At 63.3% G+C, this 21,807-nt stretch carries 19 protein-coding genes and 1 riboswitch; of the genes, 3 read left to right on the top strand and 16 right to left on the bottom strand.

Going from position 1 to position 21,807, the window contains the following annotated elements:
- Positions 1–190: 190 nt before the first annotated feature.
- The 6 genes from thiS to RTQ46_RS11480 form a co-directional block, all read right to left on the bottom strand.
- On the bottom strand, positions 191–394 hold the full coding sequence (gene thiS / locus RTQ46_RS11505) for a sulfur carrier protein ThiS (protein ID WP_312436661.1): 204 nt from the start codon (positions 392–394) through the stop codon (positions 191–193).
- Positions 395–403: 9 nt separating this feature from the next.
- Positions 404–2,317, bottom strand: coding sequence for a phosphomethylpyrimidine synthase ThiC (thiC, locus tag RTQ46_RS11500; protein WP_312436659.1), 1,914 nt, complete (start codon positions 2,315–2,317; stop codon positions 404–406).
- 79 nt (positions 2,318–2,396) lie between these two features.
- A riboswitch (TPP riboswitch) is annotated at positions 2,397–2,511 on the bottom strand.
- 52 nt (positions 2,512–2,563) lie between these two features.
- Positions 2,564–2,818 (bottom strand): hypothetical protein, encoded by a 255-nt coding sequence (locus tag RTQ46_RS11495; protein WP_312436657.1) that lies wholly within the window; start codon positions 2,816–2,818, stop codon positions 2,564–2,566.
- Positions 2,819–2,856: 38 nt separating this feature from the next.
- Positions 2,857–3,663: a response regulator gene (locus RTQ46_RS11490; RefSeq protein ID WP_312436656.1), complete on the bottom strand. Its 807-nt coding sequence runs from the start codon at positions 3,661–3,663 to the stop codon at positions 2,857–2,859.
- Positions 3,664–3,688: 25 nt separating this feature from the next.
- Positions 3,689–5,593 carry an ATP-binding protein gene (locus RTQ46_RS11485; protein WP_312436654.1) on the bottom strand — a complete coding sequence of 635 codons (1,905 nt, stop codon included), beginning with the start codon at positions 5,591–5,593 and terminating at the stop codon, positions 3,689–3,691.
- Positions 5,594–5,644: 51 nt separating this feature from the next.
- Entirely contained in the window at positions 5,645–6,382 is a 738-nt protein-coding gene (locus tag RTQ46_RS11480; RefSeq protein ID WP_312436653.1) for a Crp/Fnr family transcriptional regulator, read from the bottom strand.
- A 242-nt stretch (positions 6,383–6,624) separates the two neighbouring features.
- Here RTQ46_RS11480 and RTQ46_RS11475 point away from each other — a divergent pair, with 242 nt between their 5' ends.
- Positions 6,625–9,489, top strand: a complete 2,865-nt coding sequence (locus RTQ46_RS11475; protein WP_312436652.1) for an EAL domain-containing protein — start codon at positions 6,625–6,627, stop codon at positions 9,487–9,489.
- Here RTQ46_RS11475 and RTQ46_RS11470 read toward each other — a convergent pair.
- On the bottom strand, positions 9,486–10,523 hold the full coding sequence (locus RTQ46_RS11470) for a porin (RefSeq protein ID WP_312436650.1): 1,038 nt from the start codon (positions 10,521–10,523) through the stop codon (positions 9,486–9,488). The two genes, RTQ46_RS11475 and RTQ46_RS11470, sit on opposite strands and share 4 nt — an antisense overlap.
- 465 nt (positions 10,524–10,988) lie before the next feature.
- Between RTQ46_RS11470 and RTQ46_RS11465 the strand changes: the two genes are divergently transcribed.
- The gene (locus RTQ46_RS11465; RefSeq protein WP_312436648.1) at positions 10,989–13,796 is read left to right on the top strand and encodes a valine--tRNA ligase; all 2,808 of its coding nucleotides are present in this window, start codon (positions 10,989–10,991) and stop codon (positions 13,794–13,796) included.
- Positions 13,797–13,930: 134 nt separating this feature from the next.
- Positions 13,931–14,356, top strand: a complete 426-nt coding sequence (locus RTQ46_RS11460) for a DUF2147 domain-containing protein (RefSeq protein ID WP_312436647.1) — start codon at positions 13,931–13,933, stop codon at positions 14,354–14,356.
- A gap of 87 nt (positions 14,357–14,443) precedes the next feature.
- Here RTQ46_RS11460 and RTQ46_RS11455 read toward each other — a convergent pair whose 3' ends face one another.
- From RTQ46_RS11455 to RTQ46_RS11415, 9 genes are all read right to left on the bottom strand, one after another.
- A complete protein-coding gene (locus RTQ46_RS11455) occupies positions 14,444–14,911 on the bottom strand; it encodes a YaiI/YqxD family protein (RefSeq protein ID WP_312436645.1) in 468 nt (155 codons plus the stop codon).
- Positions 14,912–14,934: 23 nt separating this feature from the next.
- Entirely contained in the window at positions 14,935–15,990 is a 1,056-nt protein-coding gene (ruvB, locus tag RTQ46_RS11450) for a Holliday junction branch migration DNA helicase RuvB (protein WP_312436644.1), read from the bottom strand.
- 12 nt (positions 15,991–16,002) lie between these two features.
- On the bottom strand, positions 16,003–16,581 hold the full coding sequence (gene ruvA, locus RTQ46_RS11445) for a Holliday junction branch migration protein RuvA (RefSeq protein ID WP_308923840.1): 579 nt from the start codon (positions 16,579–16,581) through the stop codon (positions 16,003–16,005).
- A 33-nt stretch (positions 16,582–16,614) separates the two neighbouring features.
- Positions 16,615–17,154, bottom strand: a complete 540-nt coding sequence (ruvC, locus tag RTQ46_RS11440) for a crossover junction endodeoxyribonuclease RuvC (RefSeq protein WP_312436641.1) — start codon at positions 17,152–17,154, stop codon at positions 16,615–16,617.
- Positions 17,155–17,246: 92 nt separating this feature from the next.
- Positions 17,247–18,833, bottom strand: a complete 1,587-nt coding sequence (gene purH, locus RTQ46_RS11435) for a bifunctional phosphoribosylaminoimidazolecarboxamide formyltransferase/IMP cyclohydrolase (RefSeq protein WP_312436640.1) — start codon at positions 18,831–18,833, stop codon at positions 17,247–17,249.
- A gap of 100 nt (positions 18,834–18,933) precedes the next feature.
- Entirely contained in the window at positions 18,934–19,167 is a 234-nt protein-coding gene (locus tag RTQ46_RS11430; protein WP_008445162.1) for a helix-turn-helix domain-containing protein, read from the bottom strand.
- Positions 19,168–19,327: 160 nt separating this feature from the next.
- Positions 19,328–20,368, bottom strand: a complete 1,041-nt coding sequence (gene dusB / locus RTQ46_RS11425; protein ID WP_312436638.1) for a tRNA dihydrouridine synthase DusB — start codon at positions 20,366–20,368, stop codon at positions 19,328–19,330.
- A 117-nt stretch (positions 20,369–20,485) separates the two neighbouring features.
- Positions 20,486–21,130 (bottom strand): histidine phosphatase family protein, encoded by a 645-nt coding sequence (locus tag RTQ46_RS11420; RefSeq protein WP_312436637.1) that lies wholly within the window; start codon positions 21,128–21,130, stop codon positions 20,486–20,488.
- A complete protein-coding gene (locus RTQ46_RS11415) occupies positions 21,127–21,798 on the bottom strand; it encodes a YbhB/YbcL family Raf kinase inhibitor-like protein (RefSeq protein ID WP_312436636.1) in 672 nt (223 codons plus the stop codon). The genes RTQ46_RS11420 and RTQ46_RS11415 overlap by 4 nt, the downstream gene beginning before the upstream one ends.
- Positions 21,799–21,807: the final 9 nt, after the last annotated feature.

Here is a 21,807-nt window from a genome sequence, read left to right as displayed (position 1 = left end):
GCCGCTGCCCACCAGCAGGCGCGAGGCATAGGTTTTTCCTGCGATGGTCAGCAAGTCGTTATGTGTTTCGGTATGCATGTTCTGTTCTTTCAATATATTGGAACGCCAGACAAAACCGTAGCGAGCGGAAGGGTGTTGTGGCTGGAAAAGGCCGCAAATACCGACGCGCAGCAGGTTTTGATGGCCGTTTTCAGCCGCCGCCGATGGCGCGCACGATATCAACCTGGTCCTGCGCTTGCAGTACATGCGCCGGCCAGTTTTTCCGCTGCACCACCGAGCGGTTGACGGCCAGCGCCAGCGCCTGGCCTTGCAGCGACAGCGCTTCGACCAGCTGGTCCAGCGTGTGTTGTGGCGGCACCTGGTGCGGGGCGCCGTTGAGCATGATGTCGATCATGGCGCGTCCTCAGACCTTGCGATACAGCTCGGCGCCGTTCCTGATGAATTCAATCGCCTTGACTTCCATGCCCTGTTTCAGCGCCTGCTCTTCCGCCACGCCGATGCCGGCCGCGTATTCGCGCACTTCCTGGGTGATCTTCATCGAGCAGAAATGCGGACCGCACATCGAGCAGAAATGCGCCACCTTGGCCGAGTCCTTGGGCAGGGTCTCGTCGTGGAATTCGCGCGCCTTGTCGGGGTCCAGGCCAATATTGAACTGGTCGTCCCAGCGGAACTCGAAGCGCGCCTTGGACAGCGCGTTGTCGCGCAGCTGCGCGCCCGGATGGCCCTTGGCCAGGTCGGCCGCATGCGCGGCAATCTTGTACGTGATGATGCCGTCCTTGACGTCGGCCTTGTTCGGCAGGCCCAGGTGCTCCTTCGGCGTCACGTAGCACAGCATGGCCGTGCCGTACCAGCCGATCAGCGCGGCGCCGATGCCCGAGGTGATATGGTCGTAGCCCGGTGCGATATCGGTGGTCAACGGTCCCAGCGTATAGAACGGCGCTTCGCCGCACTGGTCCAGCTGCAGGTCCATGTTCTCCTTGATCAGCTGCATCGGTACGTGGCCGGGGCCCTCGATCATCACCTGCACGTCGTGCTTCCAGGCGATCTGCGTCAGCTCGCCCAGCGTTTTCAGCTCGCCGAGCTGGGCTTCATCGTTGGCGTCATAGATCGAGCCGGGGCGCAGGCCGTCGCCGAGCGAGAACGAGACGTCATACGCCTTCATGATTTCGCAGATTTCCTCGAAATGCGTGTACAGGAACGACTCCTGGTGATGCGCCAGGCACCACTTGGCCATGATCGAACCGCCGCGCGAAACGATGCCCGTCAGGCGTTTGGCTGTCAGCGGCACATAGCGCAGCAATACGCCGGCGTGGATGGTGAAGTAGTCGACGCCCTGCTCCGCCTGTTCGATCAAGGTATCGCGGAAAATCTCCCAGCTCAGATCTTCGGCCTTGCCGTTGACCTTTTCCAGCGCCTGGTAGATCGGCACGGTACCGATCGGCACCGGGCTGTTGCGCACGATCCATTCGCGCGTTTCGTGGATATGCTTGCCGGTCGACAGGTCCATCACATTGTCGCCGCCCCAGCGGATGGCCCAGGTCATCTTTTCCACTTCCTCGCCGATCGACGAGGTGACGGCCGAATTGCCGATATTGGCGTTGATCTTGACCAGGAAATTGCGGCCGATAATCATCGGCTCGACTTCCGGGTGGTTGATATTGGCGGGAATGATGGCGCGCCCGCGGGCGACTTCCTCGCGCACGAATTCGGGCGTGATTTCGGCGGGAATGCTGGCGCCGAACGACTGGCCCGGGTGCTGGCGCCCCATCATCTCGGCCATGCGCTCGCCCATCGGGCCGGACGCCTTCAGTTCGGCCAGGTACTCCTTGCGGCGCATGTTTTCGCGAATCGCCACGAACTCCATTTCGGGCGTCACGATACCCTGGCGCGCGTAGTGCATCTGCGTGACGTTCTTGCCGGCCAGCGCGCGGCGCGGCTTGCGGTGCAGGTTGAAGCGCAGCTCGGCCAGTTTCGGGTCGGCCAGGCGCGCGATGCCGTAGTCCGAGGTCGGGCCGGGCAGCTCTTCGGTGTCGGCGCGCTCCAGTATCCACGGCAGGCGCGGCGTACCGAGGCCCGAGCGGATATCGATCGCGACCTCGGGATCGGTGTACGGGCCGGAGGTGTCGTAGACGTAGATCGGCGGGTTTTTTTCGCCGCCGAACGACGCTTCCGTGTCGGACTGGCTGATTTCGCGCATCGGCACGCGGATGTCGGGCCGGCTGCCTTCGATATAGATCTTGCGGGAATTGGGCAGCGGCGCGATGGCGGCCTGGTCGACCGTGGCGGTGGCGGAGAGGAATTTCGGATTGGCGTTCATTTTGGCTCCTTGGCTAGACTTTTTTAAGCCTGGAGCCAGCTAAGGAGGTTCGGCTGCGCGCACGCGGATAGGGCGAGGTGCGTTCATCCTAAAGCTTCCCTTCGCTGGCATTATCCAGATCAGGTTCGGAGGGTATTTCTCACCCGCGCTTCACCGTGTTTCCACAGCAAAGAGCAGGACCCCTAGCGTTTGCCGCCTTGCGGCAGCGGGCCAATTATACGCGTTTCAGATCGCGTGGCCAGATGATTATTTCTTTTTTCCCCAGCGCCAGCGCGGCGGCTCGCCTTTCCACCAGCAGATGCCGATCAGCAGCGCGGCAACCGCGACTTCATAGACGATATAGGCAACGAGCAGCTGCTGTGGCGGGAACAGCACCGCGCCGCAGGCGAACAGCGCCAGCGCGCCGATGAATACCAGCCAGCCCTGCCAGGTGATCGGCAGGCCCCAGCCAAAGCCGTAGCTCTTGGCAGGAAACCAATAGGAAGGAGATTTGTCGGACATGATTTTTCCTGGGCTATGCGAACAGCTGCCAGTATAAATCAGCCGCCCTTCCGGCGCGCCGTGACATCGAGGCCGATGCCGCGGTAGCCCACGAACCGGCTGCCATTGTCGAACATCGGCTCGCCGCTGACCTGCAGGTATTGGGTCGTGCCGTCGAGATTCTGGCGGCTGTAGATAAAATCGAGGAACGGTTCGCGCGCGGCGATTTTTTCGTCGAGCAGCGCGCGTTCGGTGGCGTTCCAACGCTGCGGTTCGTCTTCGCTGCCGATGCCCAGCATTTCGGCCACCGGTCCGGAAAAGCGCGTCAGGTTGCCGTCCGCATCCTGTTCCCAGTACCAGTCCGACGACAGTTCCGTGAAACGCTGGAAGCGCGCTTCGCTCTCGCGCAGTTCCGCCGTGCGTTCCTGCACCGCCAGTTCGAGCGACTTGTTGTAGTCGGCCAGCTTCTGGTACAGCAGGCGCACTTCGAGCATGTTGTGGATGCGCGTTTTCACTTCCACCAGGTCGAACGGCTTGGCGACGAAGTCCTTGGCGCCGGCCTGCAGCGCGCGCAGCTTGTGGCCCGGCTGGGCGGTAATCACCAGCACCGGCAGGTAGCTGCCCGCTTCGAGGTCGCGCAAGCCTTCCATCACTTCGAAGCCGTCCATTTCCGGCATCTGCAGGTCGAGCAGGATCAGGTCGTAGCGGTGCTGCTGGTGCAGCGCGCGCACGGCCTGCGGGTCCATGGTGGCGGTGATGCGGGTGTAGCCGGCATTGCGCAGCACCTGTTCCAGCAGCATCACATTGGCTTCCTGGTCGTCGACGATCAGGATGCTGGCGTTCAGTATCTCGGTAGCTTGTAGCATGGCGGTAATCCTAATAAATGCGGTATCAGTGTGCTGCGGTGGTGTCGTCGGCCAGGCCATGCTTGGCCGCATGGTGCAGCGCCACGTCGAGCGCCTCCATGAATTCGACAACCTTGATCGGTTTGGTCAGGTAGCGGAAGAAACCCGCTTCCAGCCCTTTTTCTATATCGCGCGGCACCGCGTTGGCCGACAGCGCCATCACGGGAATATGGCTGGTCGCCGGATCGTCGTGCAGGATGCGCAGCGCGCCGAAGCCGCTGATGCCCGGCAGGTTGATGTCCATCAGGATCACGTCCGGCTGGTAGGTGCGCGCCAGGTCGATGCCCAGATGGGCGTCGATGGCGGTCAGCAGTTTCAGGTCGCTGCGGCGCGCGATCAGCTGCTCGACCAGCGCCAGGTTGGCCGGATTGTCTTCCACGTACAGCAAGGTGCGCTGGGTGTCCGAATTTTCCTGCACCACCGGCAGCACTTCGCCTTCGCCCAGCACCAGTTCCGGCGCGCGCGAGGCCTTGAATTCGACCCAGAAAGTGGTCCCCACGCCGACCGTGCTGTCGACGCCGATTTTGCCCTTCATCAGCTCGACCAGCTGCTTGGTGACCACCAGGCCGATGCCGGTGCCTTCTTCCGTGCTGTTTTCCTGGCCCAGGCGGTTGAACGGCTGGAACAGCTGCGCCATCTGTTTCGCGTCGAGGCCGGCGCCGGTATCGGTCACGCTGACGCGCACGCGGTCGCCGCGCTGGCTGCACTTGACCTGCACGCTGCCGCCGCTCTGGTTGTACTTGATGGCGTTCGACAGCAGGTTGATCATCACCTGTTTCACGCGCGTGCGGTCGGCATGCACATAAAAGGCATTGCCGCCGCGCGGGAAATGCATGCCGATGCCGCGTTTCTGCGCCTGCGGCGAAATCATCGCCTCGCAGTCCTGCAGCACGTCGAGCAGCGACATCGCCTCTTCCGACATGGTCACCTTGCCCGACTCGATCATGGCCAGGTCGAGGATCTCGTTAATCAGGCGCAGCAGATACCAGCCGCCCTTGAGGATCTGGTCGATCGAGCGCTGCTGCGGCTGGGTCGGCGGCGGCACGTCGGACGCCATCAGCTGGGCGAATCCCAGCACGGCGTTGAGCGGCGTGCGCAGTTCATGGCTCATGCTGGAGAGGAATTCGGACTTGGCGCGGTTGGCCTTCTCCGCCACCTGGCGCGCTTTTTCCAGCTCCGTGTTGTTGGTCTCGATCAGCGAGCGCGTATACGCTTCCTGCTCCTGCAGGCGCTTGTCGAGGATGGCCTGTTCGGCCTCGACCTGCTTGCGCGCCGTATTGTCGGTGCCGATCAGCAGGTAGCCGATCACCTTGTTCTGCGCGTCGCGCAGCGCGGTGACCGAGACGATGGCGGGAAAACGGCTGCCGTCCTTGCGGATATGGGTCAGCTCGTAAATGTCTTCGATGCCGCGCTTGGCCTTGAACACCAGCGCCTCGACGCCGGGCGTGATGGGCGTATCGAGTTCGGCGGAGAGGGCCGCGGCGCGCGCGACGATTTCCTGCGCGTCCGAAATGCTGGCCGGCGTCAGCTTGTCGACCACTTCGTTGGTGGCGTAGCCCAGCATGCGCTCGGCACCCACATTGAAAATCTGGATCACGCCCTGGGCATCGGTGGCGATGCACGAAAAATTGGCGCTGTTGAAAATCGCGTCCTGCAAGGCGCCCGCCTTGAGCAGCTGGCGCGGCAGGCCGGCCGCCAGCGTGCGCCGGTACAGGGCGGCCAGCAGCACCAGCAGCAGCACGATCAGCACGGCAATCAGGATGGCCGTGTCGGACGGCCCGCGCCAGGCCAGCACGCCGATCGCCAGCAGCACGATGGCGCTGAAGGAAAATGCCAGCGCCACCGGCCAGCGTGACGGCACGCCGGGTGGAATCTTTTCAACTGTGTTCATGGTGTGGCCCGGGTTGTGACAACAATAGGGAAAAACAGGAGCGTGGCGGGATCAGGCCTGGCGCTGGCGCACGTCCGACAGCAAGCGCGCGAATTCCTTCTTCACCACGCCATAGCATTCGCAGGTGGTGTTTTCGAGGCCGGCGCGGTCCAGCACCGAAATATGGCCGCGCCGGTAGCTGATGTAACCGCGCGCCTGCAGGCGGCCGGCCGATTCCGTCACGCCCTCGCGCCGTACGCCCAGCATATTGGCGATCAGTTCCTGGGTCATGGTCAGCTCGCGCCCGGGCAGGCGGTCCATGGTCAGCAGCAGCCAGCGGCACAGCTGCTGCTCCACCGTATGGTGGCGGTTGCAGACGGCCGTCTGCGACATTTGGGTGAGCAGCGCCTGCGTGTAGCGCAGCAGCAGGCGCATGACGGGGCCGGCGCGGTTGAATTCTTCCATCAGCAGGTGCGCCTTCAGGCGAAAGCCGATGCCGCCCGTCTGCACCACCGCGCGGCTGGGCGTGGAGTCGCCGCCCATGAACAGCGACACGCCCACCACGCCTTCGTTGCCGACACCGGCAATTTCGGACGAGCCGCCGTTCTCCAGCAGATAGTGCAAGGAAACGATGGCGGTGGTGGGGAAATACACATGGTGAATCTTGTCGCCCGAGTCGTAGATCACGTCGCCCAGGCGCATCGGCACCTGCTCCAGGTGCGGCGCCAGGCGCGCAAAGTCGGCGTCCAGCATGGCGGCAAGCAAATGGTTCTGGTTGGGGTTGGGCAGTTGTACAGGCTGGCTGGACATGGTCAGGATTCCTGGTTTCCAGTCGTCAGCTAGGCGGTATGAGAAAAGCGCCTGAACGAGAGGCGCCGACGCGCAGAGTAACACAGTGGTGTCTCTGAGCCGCAAATATATTTCCTTCTGAAAATAGTCTCCGTTCGGTAGCGAACCGACTGGCACAGGCGTCGCCACCTACAGTTGGTCCATTGCATGAGACAGCCTGGTCGCCGATCCGGTCCGACGCAAACCACAGAATGGGGCATCTGATGCAAAAAATTCTCCGGCGTGTGCGGGTGTCGGTTTCGGTGTCGGTATTGATCACCCTGCTCGCCGGCCTGGCGATCACGGCCCTGTGTTACGTGTCGGCGCGCCAGATTGAAGCGGAAAGCGCGCGGCTGCTGTTCCAGCATGACGCCAGCGTGCGCACGGCAGCGCTGGTATCGGGCCTGAACAATGCGGTGGAACAGCTGAAAGTGCTGAACCAGCTGTTTCGCAGCATCGATCCGATCAGCCGCGAACAGTTCCGCAGCTTCAGCGCGCCATTATTGCAGCGCTACCCGGAAATCCAGGCCTTCAGCTATCGCCGCGCGCTCGATCATGCGCAGCGCGCCGGCTATGAAATGGCCATGCGCCAGGCGCATCCGGCATTCATGATCGCCCAGGGTGACGATGACGGCAACAACAGCCAGCCGGCGCCGCAGCGCGCCAGCTACAACGTGATCGACTATATCGAACCGCTGCAGGGCAATGCGCAGCTGCTGGGACTGGATACCTCCGCCTCGCCCGGCCAGCAGATGGCGCGCATCGCCTCGCGCGACAGCGGCCAGCCGACCGCCACCGAACTGCTGACGCTGACCCAGTATCCAGGCCGGCAAACGGGCTTCCTGGTGCTGGCGCCCGTGTACCGCGCCGGCATGCCGCTCGATACGCCCGAACAGCGCCAGCGCGCCGTGACCGGCGAGACGGCGGCCACCTTCCGCATCACCCACCTGATCGCCACCATCCTGGGCAGCGCCAACCTGCTCGACAGCAGCCGCATGGGCATCGAAGTGTTTGCCGGCGCGCGTGGCGAGACCCTGGTCTACCGCCGCGACGCGGCTGTGACAACGCGCGCCCTGCCCGGCTGGATGCAGGCTGCCGCGGGCAAACCCGTGCAAACCAGCTTCAGCCTGGCTGGCCAGCCCTGGCGCGTTCGCGTGGCGCCGGCGCAGGCGCCGTGGAACGATCATCAGGGTTCGCTGTATGTGCTGCTGGGCGGCTTGCTGTCGACCCTGCTCGCCACCGCCTATGTGTATCAGCTGGTATCGCGCAACAGCATCATCCAGCGCATCACGGGCGAGCGCACGGCCGAACTGCAGTTCGCCAACCTGCGCCTGGCGGAAGACATCGCCGCGCGCCTGAAGAGCGAAAAAGCGCTGCGCCTGCGCGAGCGCATCATCGAAGTGTCGGCCAACGCCATCGTCATCTGCAGCGCCGAGCCGCCCGGCTACCTGGTCGAATATGTCAATCCGGCGTTCGAACGCATTACCGGCTACACGGCGCAGGACGTGATCGGCAAGCCGCTGGCCAGCCTGCAGGGCAATGTGCTGGAACAGCCCGCAATGGAACAGCTGCACGCGGCAATCCGCGAACAGCGCGAAGGCAAGGCCATCCTGCGCTATGCGCGCAAGAATGGCGACAGCTACTGGAGCGAAACCTTTATCGCCCCGGTGCGCGGCAATGGCGAGGCGGGCGACGATGGCACCGCGCCGATCAGCCACTTCGTGGTGGCTCAATACGACATCAGCGCCGTGATGCACTTCGAGGCCGAACTGGCGTTCCAGGCGCGCCACGATATCCTGACCGGCCTGGCCAACCGCCGCCTGCTGCGCGAACGGCTGGAGCAGGCGATGGCCGTGGCGAAGCGCAGCCAGCTGCCGCTGTGGGTGGTGTTCATCGACCTGGACCGCTTCAAGTTCGTCAACGATACGCTCGGCCACGACGCGGGCGACGCCTTGCTCAAGGTGGTGGCCGAACGCCTGCTGGCCGCCACGCGCGAAGTCGATACGGTGGCGCGCCTCGGGGGCGATGAATTCGTGCTGCTGCTGCCCCAGCATGAAAACGGCGCGCCCGGCATGGCCATTTTGCAGCGCGTGCTCGACGCCGTGGCGCAGCCGATGCAAGTGGGCGAATACGAGTTCTTCCTCGGCTGCAGCATGGGCGTGTCGGTGTATCCGGACGACGGCATCAGCGCCGACATGCTGATCAAGCATGCCGACATCGCCATGTACCGCGCCAAGGAGCAGGGGCGCGGCAACTGGCAGTTCTATGCGCCGACCATGAACGAGGAAACCCTGGTGCGCCTGAGCCTGGAGGGCGAATTGCGCCATGCGCTCGAACGCCGGCAGTTCCACCTCGAATACCAGCCGCAGGTGGACCTGGCCAGCGGCCAGGTGGTCGGCATGGAAGCGCTGCTGCGCTGGGAGCATCCGCAGCTGGGACGCATCGCGCCGGCCAGCTTTATCGGCCTGGCCGAGGAAATGGGCCTGATCATTCCGATCGGCGACTGGGTGCTGCGCACGGCCTGCCAGCAGGCGCGCGACTGGCAGCTGGCAGGCCATGGCCCGCTGCGCGTGGCGGTCAACCTGTCGGCGCGCCAGTTCAAGCAGCGCAACCTGCTGCATGCGGTGGCGGCGGCGCTGTCGGACACGGGCCTGGCGGCCACCTACCTGGAACTGGAACTGACGGAGAGCATGGTGATGGACAACGTCGAGCAGGCCACGGCCATCATGGGCAACCTGAAGGCGCTGGGCGTGAAGCTGTCGATCGACGATTTCGGCACCGGCTATTCCAGCCTGGCTTATCTGCGCCACTTCCCGATCGACGTGCTGAAAATCGACAAGTCATTCGTCAACGACATCAACCACAGCGCCGACGACGCGGCCATCGTGCGCGCCATCATTTCACTGGCGCACAGCCTGCGCCTGAAGGTGATCGCCGAAGGCGTGGAAACGGCGCAGCAGCTGGAGTTCCTGCGCCAGCACGGCTGCGACCAGATGCAGGGCTATCTGTTCAGCCGTCCGCTGCAGGCACCGGCGTTCGAGGCGCTGCTGCGCCAGGCCAGCACCTTGCCGGTCGAAGCGTACGCTTAAAAGGCGTGGCGCAAGCCGATATTGAACGCACGGTCGCCGGTGCCCACTTCGGTGGCGTTGCCGACCATATAGGCGGCGCCATTGTGATTGCGGATCTGCGCATAGGCCACATAGAGCTTGCTGCGTTTCGACAGCGCATAGGTCGCGCCCAGCGCCAGCTGCTGCGCGTCGCGGTTGGCGGCGTCGCGGTCGTCCTTGTGCACGATGGAGGCGAGCACGGTCGCCGCGCCCAGCGGCACCGACACGCCGACAATCGCGTCGCGGCTGTCGGCGGACTGCGCGGGTGCCTGCGGCGCGCCATACGGATTGTCGGCAAAGAACAGCGAACTGCCGTCGCCCGTATTGCGGCCATAGCCGGCAAACGCGGTGGCCGGGCCAAAATTGTAGTTGCCGGCCAGAATAGTGTTGTTGACATCCGCCCTGCCGGCGTCGCCGCCCCGGCTCTGGCGCGCCAGGCGCAGGGTCAAGGGGCCGTTGACATAGCCGAGCGCCAGGCCCAGCGAACGCTGGTCGCTGGCAATGCCGCTGTGCTCCCCCGCGCCGAACATCAAGGTAGCCGTCACGCCGCGCACGGTGGGCGAGGTGTAGCGCACGGTATTGTCGATGCGCGTGGCCGAATAGCCGGCCACGTTGGTCGAGGCGCCGGCCATGCCGCCTTCGAACGGATCGGCCACGTCGGTCAGCGCCTGGCTTTGCAGATTGTACTGGCGGCCGACGGTCAGCATGCCGAGCGGACTGCTCAGGCCCACGAAGGCCTGGCGGCCGAACAGCTGGCCGGCCTGGTCCGAGCGGCCCGTGTCGCTCAGCAAGCCGGCCTCCAGCGTGAACACGGCCTGCAAGCCATTGCCCAGCGATTCCGCGCCGCGAAAGCCGAGGCGCGAACCGGCCGAGACGCCGCTCGATACCTTGCTGATACCGCGCTCCTGCACCAGCGCCGCATCCATCAGGCCGTAGACGTCGACGGAAGACTGGGCGCGGGCGGCCGGCACGATGATGGTGGCAGCAAGGCCCAGGCAGAGGGAAAGGGTTTTCATGATGGTTTCCTTGTAAAAGCCAGGCCAGGACAGTCCACGGGCGGCAAGGCGCCATGCGTGCTGAAGCCACCCCGAAGCACGGGGGACAGGAATATCCTGGCAAAGCCGTGGCGGCAGCGGCCCGCAAAGATGAGGGCCGCGGCAAGTCCGCCGTGAATGGTGCACCGCTGGCGGTGCGCGTGGCTCAGGCGCCCGGCCCGCAGGGGACGCACTGAAAAGTTGCCGGCATCGCAGATGCCTGGCATGGTCGAGCGCTGGATAAAACGGCGACCGCTGGCGCCATTAACAGATCGGTTGCAGGAGGCGCCAGGGCCGACATTATAGCATCGGTGCAACTTTTACCGCCGTCCGCTTGCCACCAGGCCGCCCGCAAAGCCGCCAGAACCCTGAAAAACCGCTGTTGCCACGGCGCAGCCGTTGCCGTGTCATCTATAATGGTTCCTTTTGCCAAACACACGCCAAATCATGGAATTAGCCAAGTCTTTCGAGCCCGCCGACATTGAACAATTCTGGCGCACCGAGTGGGAACAGCGCGGTTACTTTGCCGCCACCCTCGATGCCGGAAAACCTTCCTTCAGCATCCAGTTGCCGCCGCCGAACGTGACCGGCACCCTGCACATGGGCCATGCGTTCAACCAGACCATCATGGATGGCCTGACACGCTATCACCGCATGCTGGGCCACAACACGGCCTGGATCCCCGGCACCGACCACGCCGGCATCGCCACGCAGATCGTGGTGCAGCGCCAGCTCGACGCGCAAAAGATTTCGCGCCATGACCTGGGCCGCGAAAAATTCGTGGAAAAAGTGTGGGAGTGGAAAGAAAAATCGGGTTCCATCATTACCGGCCAGATGCGCCGCCTGGGCGCTTCGGCCGACTGGCAGCGCGAATACTTCACGATGGACGAGCCGCGCTCGAAAGTCGTGACCGACGTGTTCGTGCGCCTGTTCGAGCAGGGCCTGATCTACCGCGGCAAGCGCCTGGTCAACTGGGACCCGGTGCTGGGCACGGCCGTGTCGGACCTGGAAGTGATCTCGGAAGAAGAAGACGGCTCGATGTGGTACATCAAGTATCCGCTGGCCGACGGCAGCGGCTTCCTGACGGTAGCTACCACCCGTCCTGAAACCATGCTGGGCGACGTGGCGGTGGCGGTCGACCCGACCGATGAGCGCTATACCGCGCTGGTCGGCAAGATGCTCAAGCTCCCCCTGACCGACCGCGAAATCCCGATCATCGCCGACGAATACGTCGACAAGGAATTCGGCACCGGCTGCGTGAAGATCACGCCGGCGCACGACATGAACGATTACGCCGTCGGCCAGCGCCACAAGCTGCCGCAGATCGTCATCCTGACGCTGGACGCGAAGATCACCGACGACGCGCCGCAAGCGTATCGCGGCCTGGACCGCTTTGCCGCGCGCAAGCAGATCGTCGCCGACCTGGACGCCCTGGGCCTGCTGGAACAGGTCAAGCCGCACAAGCTGATGGTGCCGCGCGGCGACCGCACCGGCGTGGTGATCGAGCCGATGCTGACCGACCAGTGGTTTGTTGCCATGAGCAAACCGGCGCCGGAAGGCACCTTCTTCCCGGGCAAGTCGATTGCCGAGACGGCGCTGGAAAAAGTCGCCAATGGCGAAATCAAGTTCGTGCCGGAAAACTGGAGCACCACCTACAACCAGTGGCTCAACAACATCCAGGACTGGTGCATCTCGCGCCAGCTGTGGTGGGGCCACCAGATCCCGGCCTGGTACGACGAGGCCGGCAATATCTTTGTCGCAAAAACCGAAGCCGAAGCACAGGCCAAGGCGCAGGCCGCCGGCAGCACGGGGCCCTTGAAACGCGACGACGACGTGCTCGACACCTGGTTTTCGTCCGCGCTGGTGCCGTTCTCGACCATGGGCTGGCCGGAAGACACGCCGGACATGAAGGCATTCCTGCCGTCGTCCGTGCTGGTGACCGGCTTCGACATCATCTTCTTCTGGGTCGCGCGCATGGTCATGATGACGGCGCACTTCACGGGCAAGGTGCCGTTTGAAACCGTGTACGTGCACGGCCTGGTGCGCGATTCGACCGGGCAGAAAATGTCCAAGTCGAAAGGCAACACGCTGGACCCGATCGACCTGATCGACGGCATCGACCTCGACGGCCTGATCGCCAAGCGCACCACCGGCCTGATGAATCCGCGCGATGCCGAAAAAATCACCAAGGCCACGCGCAAGGAATTCCCGGACGGTATTTCCGCCTACGGCACCGACGCCGTGCGCTTTACCATGGCCAGCTATGCGTCGCTGGGCCGCAACATCAACTTCGACCTGGGCCGCTGCGAAGGCTACCGCAACTTCTGCAACAAGATGTGGAATGCCACCCGCTTCGTGATGATGAATACGGAAGGGAAAGATTGCACTCCAAACGACGCCGACCTGTCGCAGGCGGACAAATGGATCATCTCGCTGCTGCAAAAAGCCGAGCTGGACGTGGCCAAGGGTTTTGAAGACTTCCGCTTCGACAATATCGCCGCCACCATCTACAAGTTCGTCTGGGACGAGTATTGCGACTGGTATTTGGAAGTAGCCAAGGTGCAAGTACAGCAAGGCACCGAAGGCCAGCAGCGCGCCACCCGCCACACCCTGCTGCGCGTGCTCGAGGTGGTGCTGCGCCTGGCCCATCCGATCATTCCGTTTGTCACGGAAGCGCTGTGGCAGACCGTCGCGCCGCTGGCCGGCAAGACGCTGAAAGCCGAAGGCGATTCGATCATGATGCAGCCCTACCCGGTCGCCGACACCAGCAAGATCGACGAGTCGGCCGAGGCGTGGATGCAACAGTTGAAGGCCCTGACGGATGCGACGCGCAACCTGCGCGGCGAAATGCAGATCTCGCCATCGGTGCGCGTGCCGCTGATCGTCGAAGCGGGCAACGCCACCGACAAGGCCGCGCTGGGCAGCTATGCGCCGTATATCCAGTCGCTGGGCAAACTGGCCGAAGTGCAGATCGTCGATGCGCTGCCGGACTCGCCGGCGGCCGTCGCGATTGTCGGCACCACCAAGCTGATGCTGAAAGTGGAAATCGACGTGGCCGCCGAACGCGAGCGCCTGGGCAAGGAAATCGCCCGCATCGAAGCGGAAATCGCCAAGGTGAACAGCAAACTGGGCAATGAAAGCTTTGTTGCCCGCGCGCCAGCCGCAATTGTTGCGCAAGAAAACGAGCGCTTGCTCAGTTTTTCGGCCACAATTGAGAAACTGCGCGAACAGTTTGCTAAACTGGCCGCTGCATAAGGCATACCGGCAGTATCGTACGGCGCCCTCCCCCGGGCGCCGCACGGCATCGCTGGTCCTGCCTTGGTAAAAGTTCGCGTAACGTTCAAAAAAACCAATGGAGACTAGCGATGCGTACATTATTAAAGACAAGCATGTTGATGGCTTTACTCGCCATTGCCGGCGGCGCCAGCGCCGCCAATGACAGCCCCGTGGGCGCCTGGAAAACCATCGACGACGCCACCGGCAAGCCGAAGTCCATCGTCCGCATCACGGACAATGGCGGCGTGCTGCAAGGAAAAATCGAAAAACTGTTCCGCAGCCCGGAAGAAAACCAGAATCCCGTCTGCGACAAATGCACGGGCGCCAACAAGGACCAGCCGATTATCGGCCTGACCATCCTGACGGGCCTGAAAAAAGACGGCAAGGAATGGACCGGCGGCGAGATCACCGACCCGGCCAGCGGCAAGGTCTACAAGAGCAAGGCGGAACTGGCCGAGGGCGGCAGCAAACTGCAGGTGCGCGGCTATGTGGGCGTGCCGATGTTTGGCCGCTCGCAGACGTGGGTGCGCGAGGAGTAAGACCGTAGGTCGGGTTAGCGCGCAAGCGCCTAACCCGACACCACCGGACGCCAACAATGTTGTCGGATTACGCTGCGCTAATCCGGCCTACCCGACCTGCCCGGTCTTGCGGTGATGTTTTTGCAAATGCCGGTCCAGGCTGTTGGCAAAGCTTTGCCGGTCCGACTGGCTGAAAGCGGCCGGGCCGCCCGTGTCGACGCCGCCGCTGCGCAGCTCTTCCATGAAGGCGCGCATGCTGAGCTGCTGGGCAATATTATCTTTCGTATAAAACTCGCCGCGCGGATTGAGCGCGTAGCCGCCCTTGGTCAAGACATCGGCCGCCAGCGGAATATCGCCGGTCACCACCAGGTCACCGGGGTTCAGCAGGCGCACGATTTCCTGGTCCGCCACGTCGGCGCCCGACGGCACCTGCACGGTGCGCACAAAGCGCGACGGCGGCACGCGCAGCCCCTGGTTCGCGACTAATGTGACGGGCAACTCCAGCCGCTCGGCCACGCGGTACAGAATTTCCTTGATGACGACCGGGCAGGCGTCGGCGTCCACCCAGATCTGCATACCCGGCATCGCCGGCGTCGCCGTCACAGCGTCCACGCTTCGCCGCTGGGGCTGATGCGCGGCGCGCTGACGCCGAAGTGCAGATAGGCGGCCGGCGTGGCCACCCTGCCGCGCGGCGTGCGCTGCAAAAAGCCCTGCTGGATCAGGTATGGTTCCAGCACGTCTTCGATGGTGTCGGCCGCTTCGCCGATGGCGGCCGCCAGGTTGCCGATGCCGACCGGGCCGCCGCCGAACTTGAACAGCACCGCTTCGAGCAGCTTGCGGTCCATCACGTCAAAGCCGACGGAATCGACGTCCAGCATGGCCAGCGCGCGGTCGGCCACCACCTTGGTGATCTCGCCATTGCTTTTCACTTCGGCAAAGTCGCGCACGCGGCGCAGCAGCCGGTTGGCGATGCGCGGCGTGCCGCGCGCGCGCTGGGCAATTTCATGCGCGCCGTCCGGGTCGATCGGCGCCTTCAGCAGCGCCGCGCTGCGCGTGACGATCTTGGTCAGCTCGCTCGTGTTGTAGAACTCCAGGCGCGCCACGATGCCGAAGCGGTCGCGCAGCGGATTGGTCAGCATGCCGGCGCGCGTGGTGGCGCCCACCAATGTAAACGGCTGCAGGTCGAGCTTGACGGAGCGGGCCGCCGGGCCTTCGCCGATCATGATGTCGATCTGGTAGTCTTCCAGCGCCGGGTACAGGATCTCTTCGACCACCGGCGACAGGCGGTGGATCTCGTCGATGAACAGCACGTCGTTCGCTTCCAGGTTCGTCAGGATTGCCGCCAGGTCGCCCGGGCGCTCCAGCACCGGGCCGGAAGTCTGGCGCAGGTTGACGCCCATTTCGCGCGCGATAATATGCGCCAGCGTGGTCTTGCCCAGGCCCGGCGGGCCGAACAGCAAGGTATGGTCGAGCGCTTCCTTGCGCTGGCGCGCGGCCGTGATAAAGATTTCCAGCTGGTCGCGGATCTTTTCCTGGCCCACGTACTCGTCGAGCTGCTTGGGCCGCAAGGCCCGTTCGATCGCCTCTTCGTTGTGCGAGATCGGCGCCGCATCGATGATGCGCTGTTCCGTGAAGATGTCGGTCTGGATGCTCATGCCGTATTCCCGTTAGCCTTTCGACAGCGCTTTGAGCGCCAGTTTGATGCCGTCCGATACGCCGCTGCTGGCCGGCACGTTTTTCACGGCCGCCATCGCTTCCTTGTCCGAATAGCCGAGCGCCATCAGTGCGTTCAGGATATCGGACTGCGCGTCCGGCGCGGCGTGCGCACCGAGCGGGCCGAGATCCGCACCGATCTTGCCTTTCAGTTCCAGCAGCAACCGCTCGGCCGTCTTCTTGCCGATACCCGGCACCCTGACCAGGCGGCCGGAATCCTGCAAGGTAATTGCCTGCGCCAGGTCGGCGATCGTCATGCCGGACAGAATCGCCAATGCCATGCGCGCGCCGACACCGGTGATCTTGATCAGCTGGCGGAACACGGCGCGCTCGGCCGCATTGCCGAAGCCGAACAGCAGATGCGCGTCTTCGCGGATCGCCTGGTGCGTAAACAGCACCACTTTTTCGCCCACGTGCGGCAGATTGTAAAACGTGCTCATCGGTACATCGACTTCATAGCCGACGCCCTGGCAATCGACCAGCAATTGTGGCGGATTTTTTTCAAGCAAAATACCGGAGAGACGGCCTATCATCGCGTATTCCTCATGTTAAATTCAAAGTATGCCTCAGCCAACGAGGCGGCCGCGCTTCATGCGCAGCCCCTGCAATTGCGGCGCCAGCGCACTGATCATCGCCAGCGCATCGACGCTGTTGGCGTGACAGATCGCCACCCCCAGCGCATCGGCCGCATCGCTGCCGGGCAAGCCGGGCAAGGAGAGCAGCCGCGCCACCATTTCCTGCACCTGTTCCTTGGCTGCCTTGCCGTGGCCGGTGACGGCCTGCTTCAGCTGCAGCGCCGTATATTCGGCCACCTCGAGGTCGGCATTGACCAGCGCGCAGATGGCCGCGCCGCGCGCCTGGCCCAGCAGCAAGGTCGATTGCGGATTGACGTTGACAAAGACTTTTTCGATGGCCGCGCAGTCGGGCCGGTAGGTGGCGACAATTTCCGACACGCCCTGCAGAATGATCTTCAGGCGCGGCGGCAAAGCCCCTTCCGAGGCGGTCTTGACGGTGCCCGAGGCGATATAGCGCAGCTTGTTGCCGTGTTTTTCGATGACCCCGAAGCCGGTTGTGCGCAAGCCAGGGTCGATGCCAAGAATAATCATCGCCAGATTCTATAATGAATACGGCAGGCCCAGTGAAACCGGAGCCTGCCGTTTTTGCAACCCAAACCCAGTCTCTGCCGCTGGGCTAAATATCAATGACGGAAATGACGCGTGCCGGTATACAGCATGACCACGCCACGCTCATCGGCCGCATCGATCACTTCCTGGTCGCGCATCGAGCCACCCGGATGGATCACGCAGGTCGCGCCCGCGTCAACCACTACGTCGAGGCCGTCGCGGAACGGGAAGAAGGCGTCCGACGCCACCACCGAACCGGCCAGCGACAGGCCGGCGTTCTGCGCCTTGATCGAAGCGATGCGGGCCGAGTCGATACGGCTCATCTGGCCGGCGCCCACGCCCAGCGTCATGTTATTGCCGCAGAAAACGATGGCGTTCGATTTGACGAATTTTGCCACTTTCCAGGCGAACATCAGATCGGTCAGCTGTTGCGGCGTCGGTTTCAATTTGCTGACCACGCGCAGGTCGCCGATGGCGACGTTTTTCGCATCCGGCGACTGCACCAGCAGGCCGCCGCCGACACGCTTGAAGTCCATCGCGTTGACGCCGTTGCCCAGCGGGATTTCCAGCATGCGCACATTCTGCTTGCTCGACAGGATCTGTTTCGCTTCGGCGGAGAACGACGGCGCGATCAGCACTTCGACGAACAGCTTGGCGATTTCGCCGGCGGTGGCGCCGTCGAGTTCCGTATTGAAGGCAATGATGCCGCCAAACGCCGAGGTCGGGTCTGTTTGCAAGGCACGAGCGTAGGCTTCGGCCGCATTGGCGCCCAGCGCCACGCCGCATGGATTGGCGTGCTTGACGATCACGCAGGCAGCGCTCTGCTCGAAGCCGCTCATGCTCTTCACGCATTCCCAGGCCGCATCGGCGTCGGCGATATTGTTGTACGACAGTTCCTTGCCCTGCAACTGGCGGTAGTTGCCCAGCGCGCCATCGGTGGCGGCCAGGTCGCGGTAGAAGGCGGCGCTCTGGTGCGGGTTTTCGCCATAGCGCATGTCCTGCACTTTTTCAAACGCCACGTTCAGGATCTGCGGATAGGCGCCGCGCTCGGCGTGCACTTTGGTCGGGCCCAGGCTGGTCAGGTAGTTGGTGATGGCGCCATCGTACTGCGCCGTGTGCGCAAACACTTTTTTCGCCAGCATGAACTTGGTGTCGTAGCTGACGTCGCCAGCCTTGCCGTCGGCCGCACGCATTTCGGCCAGCACCACTTCGTAGTCGCTCGGATCGCAAATGACGGTCACGTCCTTGTGGTTCTTGGCCGCCGAACGCAGCATGGTCGGGCCGCCAATATCGATGTTCTCGATCGCGTCTTCCAGCGTGCAGTCAGCCTTGGCGACCGTGCCCTGGAATGGGTACAGGTTGACCACCACCATGTCGATGGTCGGCATGCCGTGTTCCACCAGCTTGGCCATGTGCTCCGGGAAATCGCGGCGCGCCAGGATGCCGCCATGCACTTTCGGGTGCAGGGTTTTCACGCGGCCATCGAGCATCTCTGGGAAACCCGTGTAATCGGCCACTTCCGTGACGGGCACACCGTTATCGGCCAGCAATTTGGCGGTGCCGCCGGTCGACAGGATGTTGACGCCGAGGGCAGACAGGGCGCGCGCGAAATCGAGGACGCCGGTCTTGTCGGAAACGGAAATGAGAGCTTGTTTGATCATGGCTGTGGCTAGGTGGTTAAGTGTTCTTGGCGAATGCGCAGCACGGCGTCAGTACCGGGCTGCGGCGGATTCAAAGCTTGGCGTCACTTGCGAGCCGGCATTACAGCAAACCATGCTCCTGCAATTTCTTGCGCAAGGTATTGCGGTTAATGCCCAGCATTTGCGCGGCATGCGACTGGTTGCCATCGGCGCGTGTCATCACGACTTCCAGGATGGGCTTTTCGACGGTCAGCACGACCATGTCATAGATATTCGACGCTTGCTGCTCGCCCAGGTCGTTGAAATAATCTTCCAGACTCTTCTGAACGACTTCCTGTATGCTTTCTTTGCTCATTTGTATGCTTCAACCGGCTGAACACCTGGCAGTCACGGTGGCGCGGCGCTCATCGGGCCGCTTGCTGCCATCCTGCCTGGGTGTTGTAATTAATATTGCATGACGCTGTAATGGCGTTCGCCCTTGTTACTGTGTCAAATTCTTCTGCTTGCTGCTTGTTTCATGCTGCCGTGGCCGTATCGATCAAACCACTGTCACTGGATTCGGAGAGGCGGTATTGTAACCGTTCGCCAAACTTCCATTGCGACTCAAAAAACTGGTCGACGGCCAGCAATTGCGCGTCCGTCGACTCCAGCAGGTTCATTTGCTGGCGGAACGCCTCGCCCCCTTCCAGGTCCTTGACGTACCAGCCGATATGCTTGCGCGCCGTGCGCACGCCGAGAAATTCGCCGTAAAACGCATAATGGGCGCGCAGATGCTCGTCCATCAGGCTGCGCACTTCGTCCACATACGGCGCCGGCAGCAAGGTGCCGGTGCGCAGATAGTGGTCGATCTCGCGGCAGATCCACGGCCGGCCCTGCGCCGCGCGGCCGATCATCACGGCGTCCGCGCCCGTCTGGTCCAGCACGTAGCGCGCCTTTTGGGGGCTGGTGATATCACCATTGGCCACCACCGGAATGCCAACCGACGCCTTCACGGCGGCTATCGTTTCATATTCGGCGTCGCCCTTGTAGCCATCGGCGCGCGTGCGGCCATGCAGGGTCAGCATCTGGATGCCGGCCTGTTCGGCGATGCGGGCGATCTTCAAGGCGTTCTTGTTCTCGCGGTTCCAGCCCGTGCGAAATTTCAGGGTGACGGGCACGTCGACGGCATTGACGACCGCGTGCAGGATCTTTTCGACCAGGCTTTCGTTCTGCAGCAGGGCCGAACCGCACCAGCTGTTGCAGACTTTTTTCACGGGGCAGCCCATGTTGATGTCGATGATCTGCGCGCCGCGGTCGACATTGAATTTGGCGCAATCGGCCAGGTCCTGCGGGTCGGCGCCCGCGATCTGCACGGCTTTCGGCTCCATTTCGCCGTCGTGGTCGGTGCGGCGCGAACTTTTTTCGGTCGCCCACAATTTCGGATTCGACGCCGCCATCTCCGACACGGCATAGCCGGCGCCCAGCTGCTTGCACAACTGGCGAAATGGCCGATCCGTCACGCCGGCCATGGGAGCGACGAAAACGTTGTTGCGCAGAATGTGAGGGCCGATTTGCACTGAAGAACCTGGAATGGACGGAGGAACCTGCTATTTTAACCGATTCCCTGCCTAATTAATAAGCACTATTTTTTAACGTCCAGTGCGCAAGGATGCCGGTCGCGGCGAAGGCGGCAATTAGCCCAGCTCGTCCATCGCGGGTGCGGCCAGGTGCTCGATGTTTCCCCAATGCACCAAATGCAGCTTGCCATCTGCATAGGAAAAGCGATTCACGCTGGCATTTCTCACCTGGAAATCGCGCGGACTGTCGAGTGACATGCCGACCGCTTCGCGGTAGGCGCACTCGAGCACGCCGCCATGGGCCACGATGGCAATCACCTGGCCATCGTATTCCTGCGCCCAGCGCGCGATGGCGCCATTGGCGCGCGCATAAAACTGGCGGAAGCTCTCGGCCTGGCGCTCGCCGGACGGCATCACGGCATCGATCTGGCGCGCCTGCCACTGCGCATATTCATGCGGATAGTGGGCGGCAATATCGGCGTACAGCAAGCCTTCGAAGGCGCCGTAGCAGCGCTCGCGCAGCAGGATATCGGTCTGCATCGGCAGTTGTTGCAATTCAGCAACAGCCTGCGCCGTCTGCCGCGCGCGCAGCAAGTCGCTCGACAGGATCGCCGCCAGCGGCTCGCCGGCCAGCGCCTGGCCCAGTGCGGCGGCCTGCTGCAGGCCCAGCTCGTTCAGGGGGATATCGATATGTCCCTGCAGGCGGCGCGCGGCATTCCACGGCGTTTCGCCATGGCGTATCAGTAAAATCGTGGTGCTCATGCGTTGGGGTTTCTCAAGGTAAGTGCCAGCTCCGGATTGAGCGTGTAGGCGACGACGAGCTGGGCTTCGTCGAGGATGTGCCCATACAGGGCGGCGAGCGCCTGCGGTCCCGTGAAACGGTCGGCCAGCGCCAGGCGCGGCACGTCGAGCGCGTACAGGCGGAACAGGTAATGGTGCAGGCGCTCGTCGTTCCACGGCGGACACGGACCATCATAGCCATGGTAGTCGCCCGCCATCTGCGGGTCGCCTGCAAACCAGCCGGTGTAGTCGTTGACGCCCTGGCGCAAATGATTCGGGCCGCTGCCGTCCAGCCAAGGTACGCTGGCGGCCTGCTTGCCACCCGGCGTGACGGCGCTGGAAAACTGGCCGGCGGCAATCGAGCGCATCGCCAGCGGGATATCGAGCAGGCTCCAGTGGAAGAAATCGCCGCGCGCGCTGGCCAGCGGCAGCGCCTGGTCGGCACGGTTGGCCAGGCTGGCGTCGAGCGGCGCATCGCCATCGATGCAGAACAGGGCCAGCGATTCGGTGCCGTTCGGCACCTCGTCCCAGGCCAGATGGGGATTGTGGTTGGCGGCCAGGCGGACGCGGCTGGCCGGATCGATTTCGGCAAACGCATGCCTGGCCGGCAGCAGGCCGCCATGACGAAAGTTCTCGCTCCACAATCTCATCGCTGCTCC

The sequence above is a fragment of the Janthinobacterium sp. genome (genome assembly GCF_031995485.1).
In the GTDB taxonomy this organism is placed as follows: Bacteria; Pseudomonadota; Gammaproteobacteria; order Burkholderiales; family Burkholderiaceae_D; genus Janthinobacterium.
This window is presented reverse-complemented; position numbering and strand designations above follow the sequence as displayed.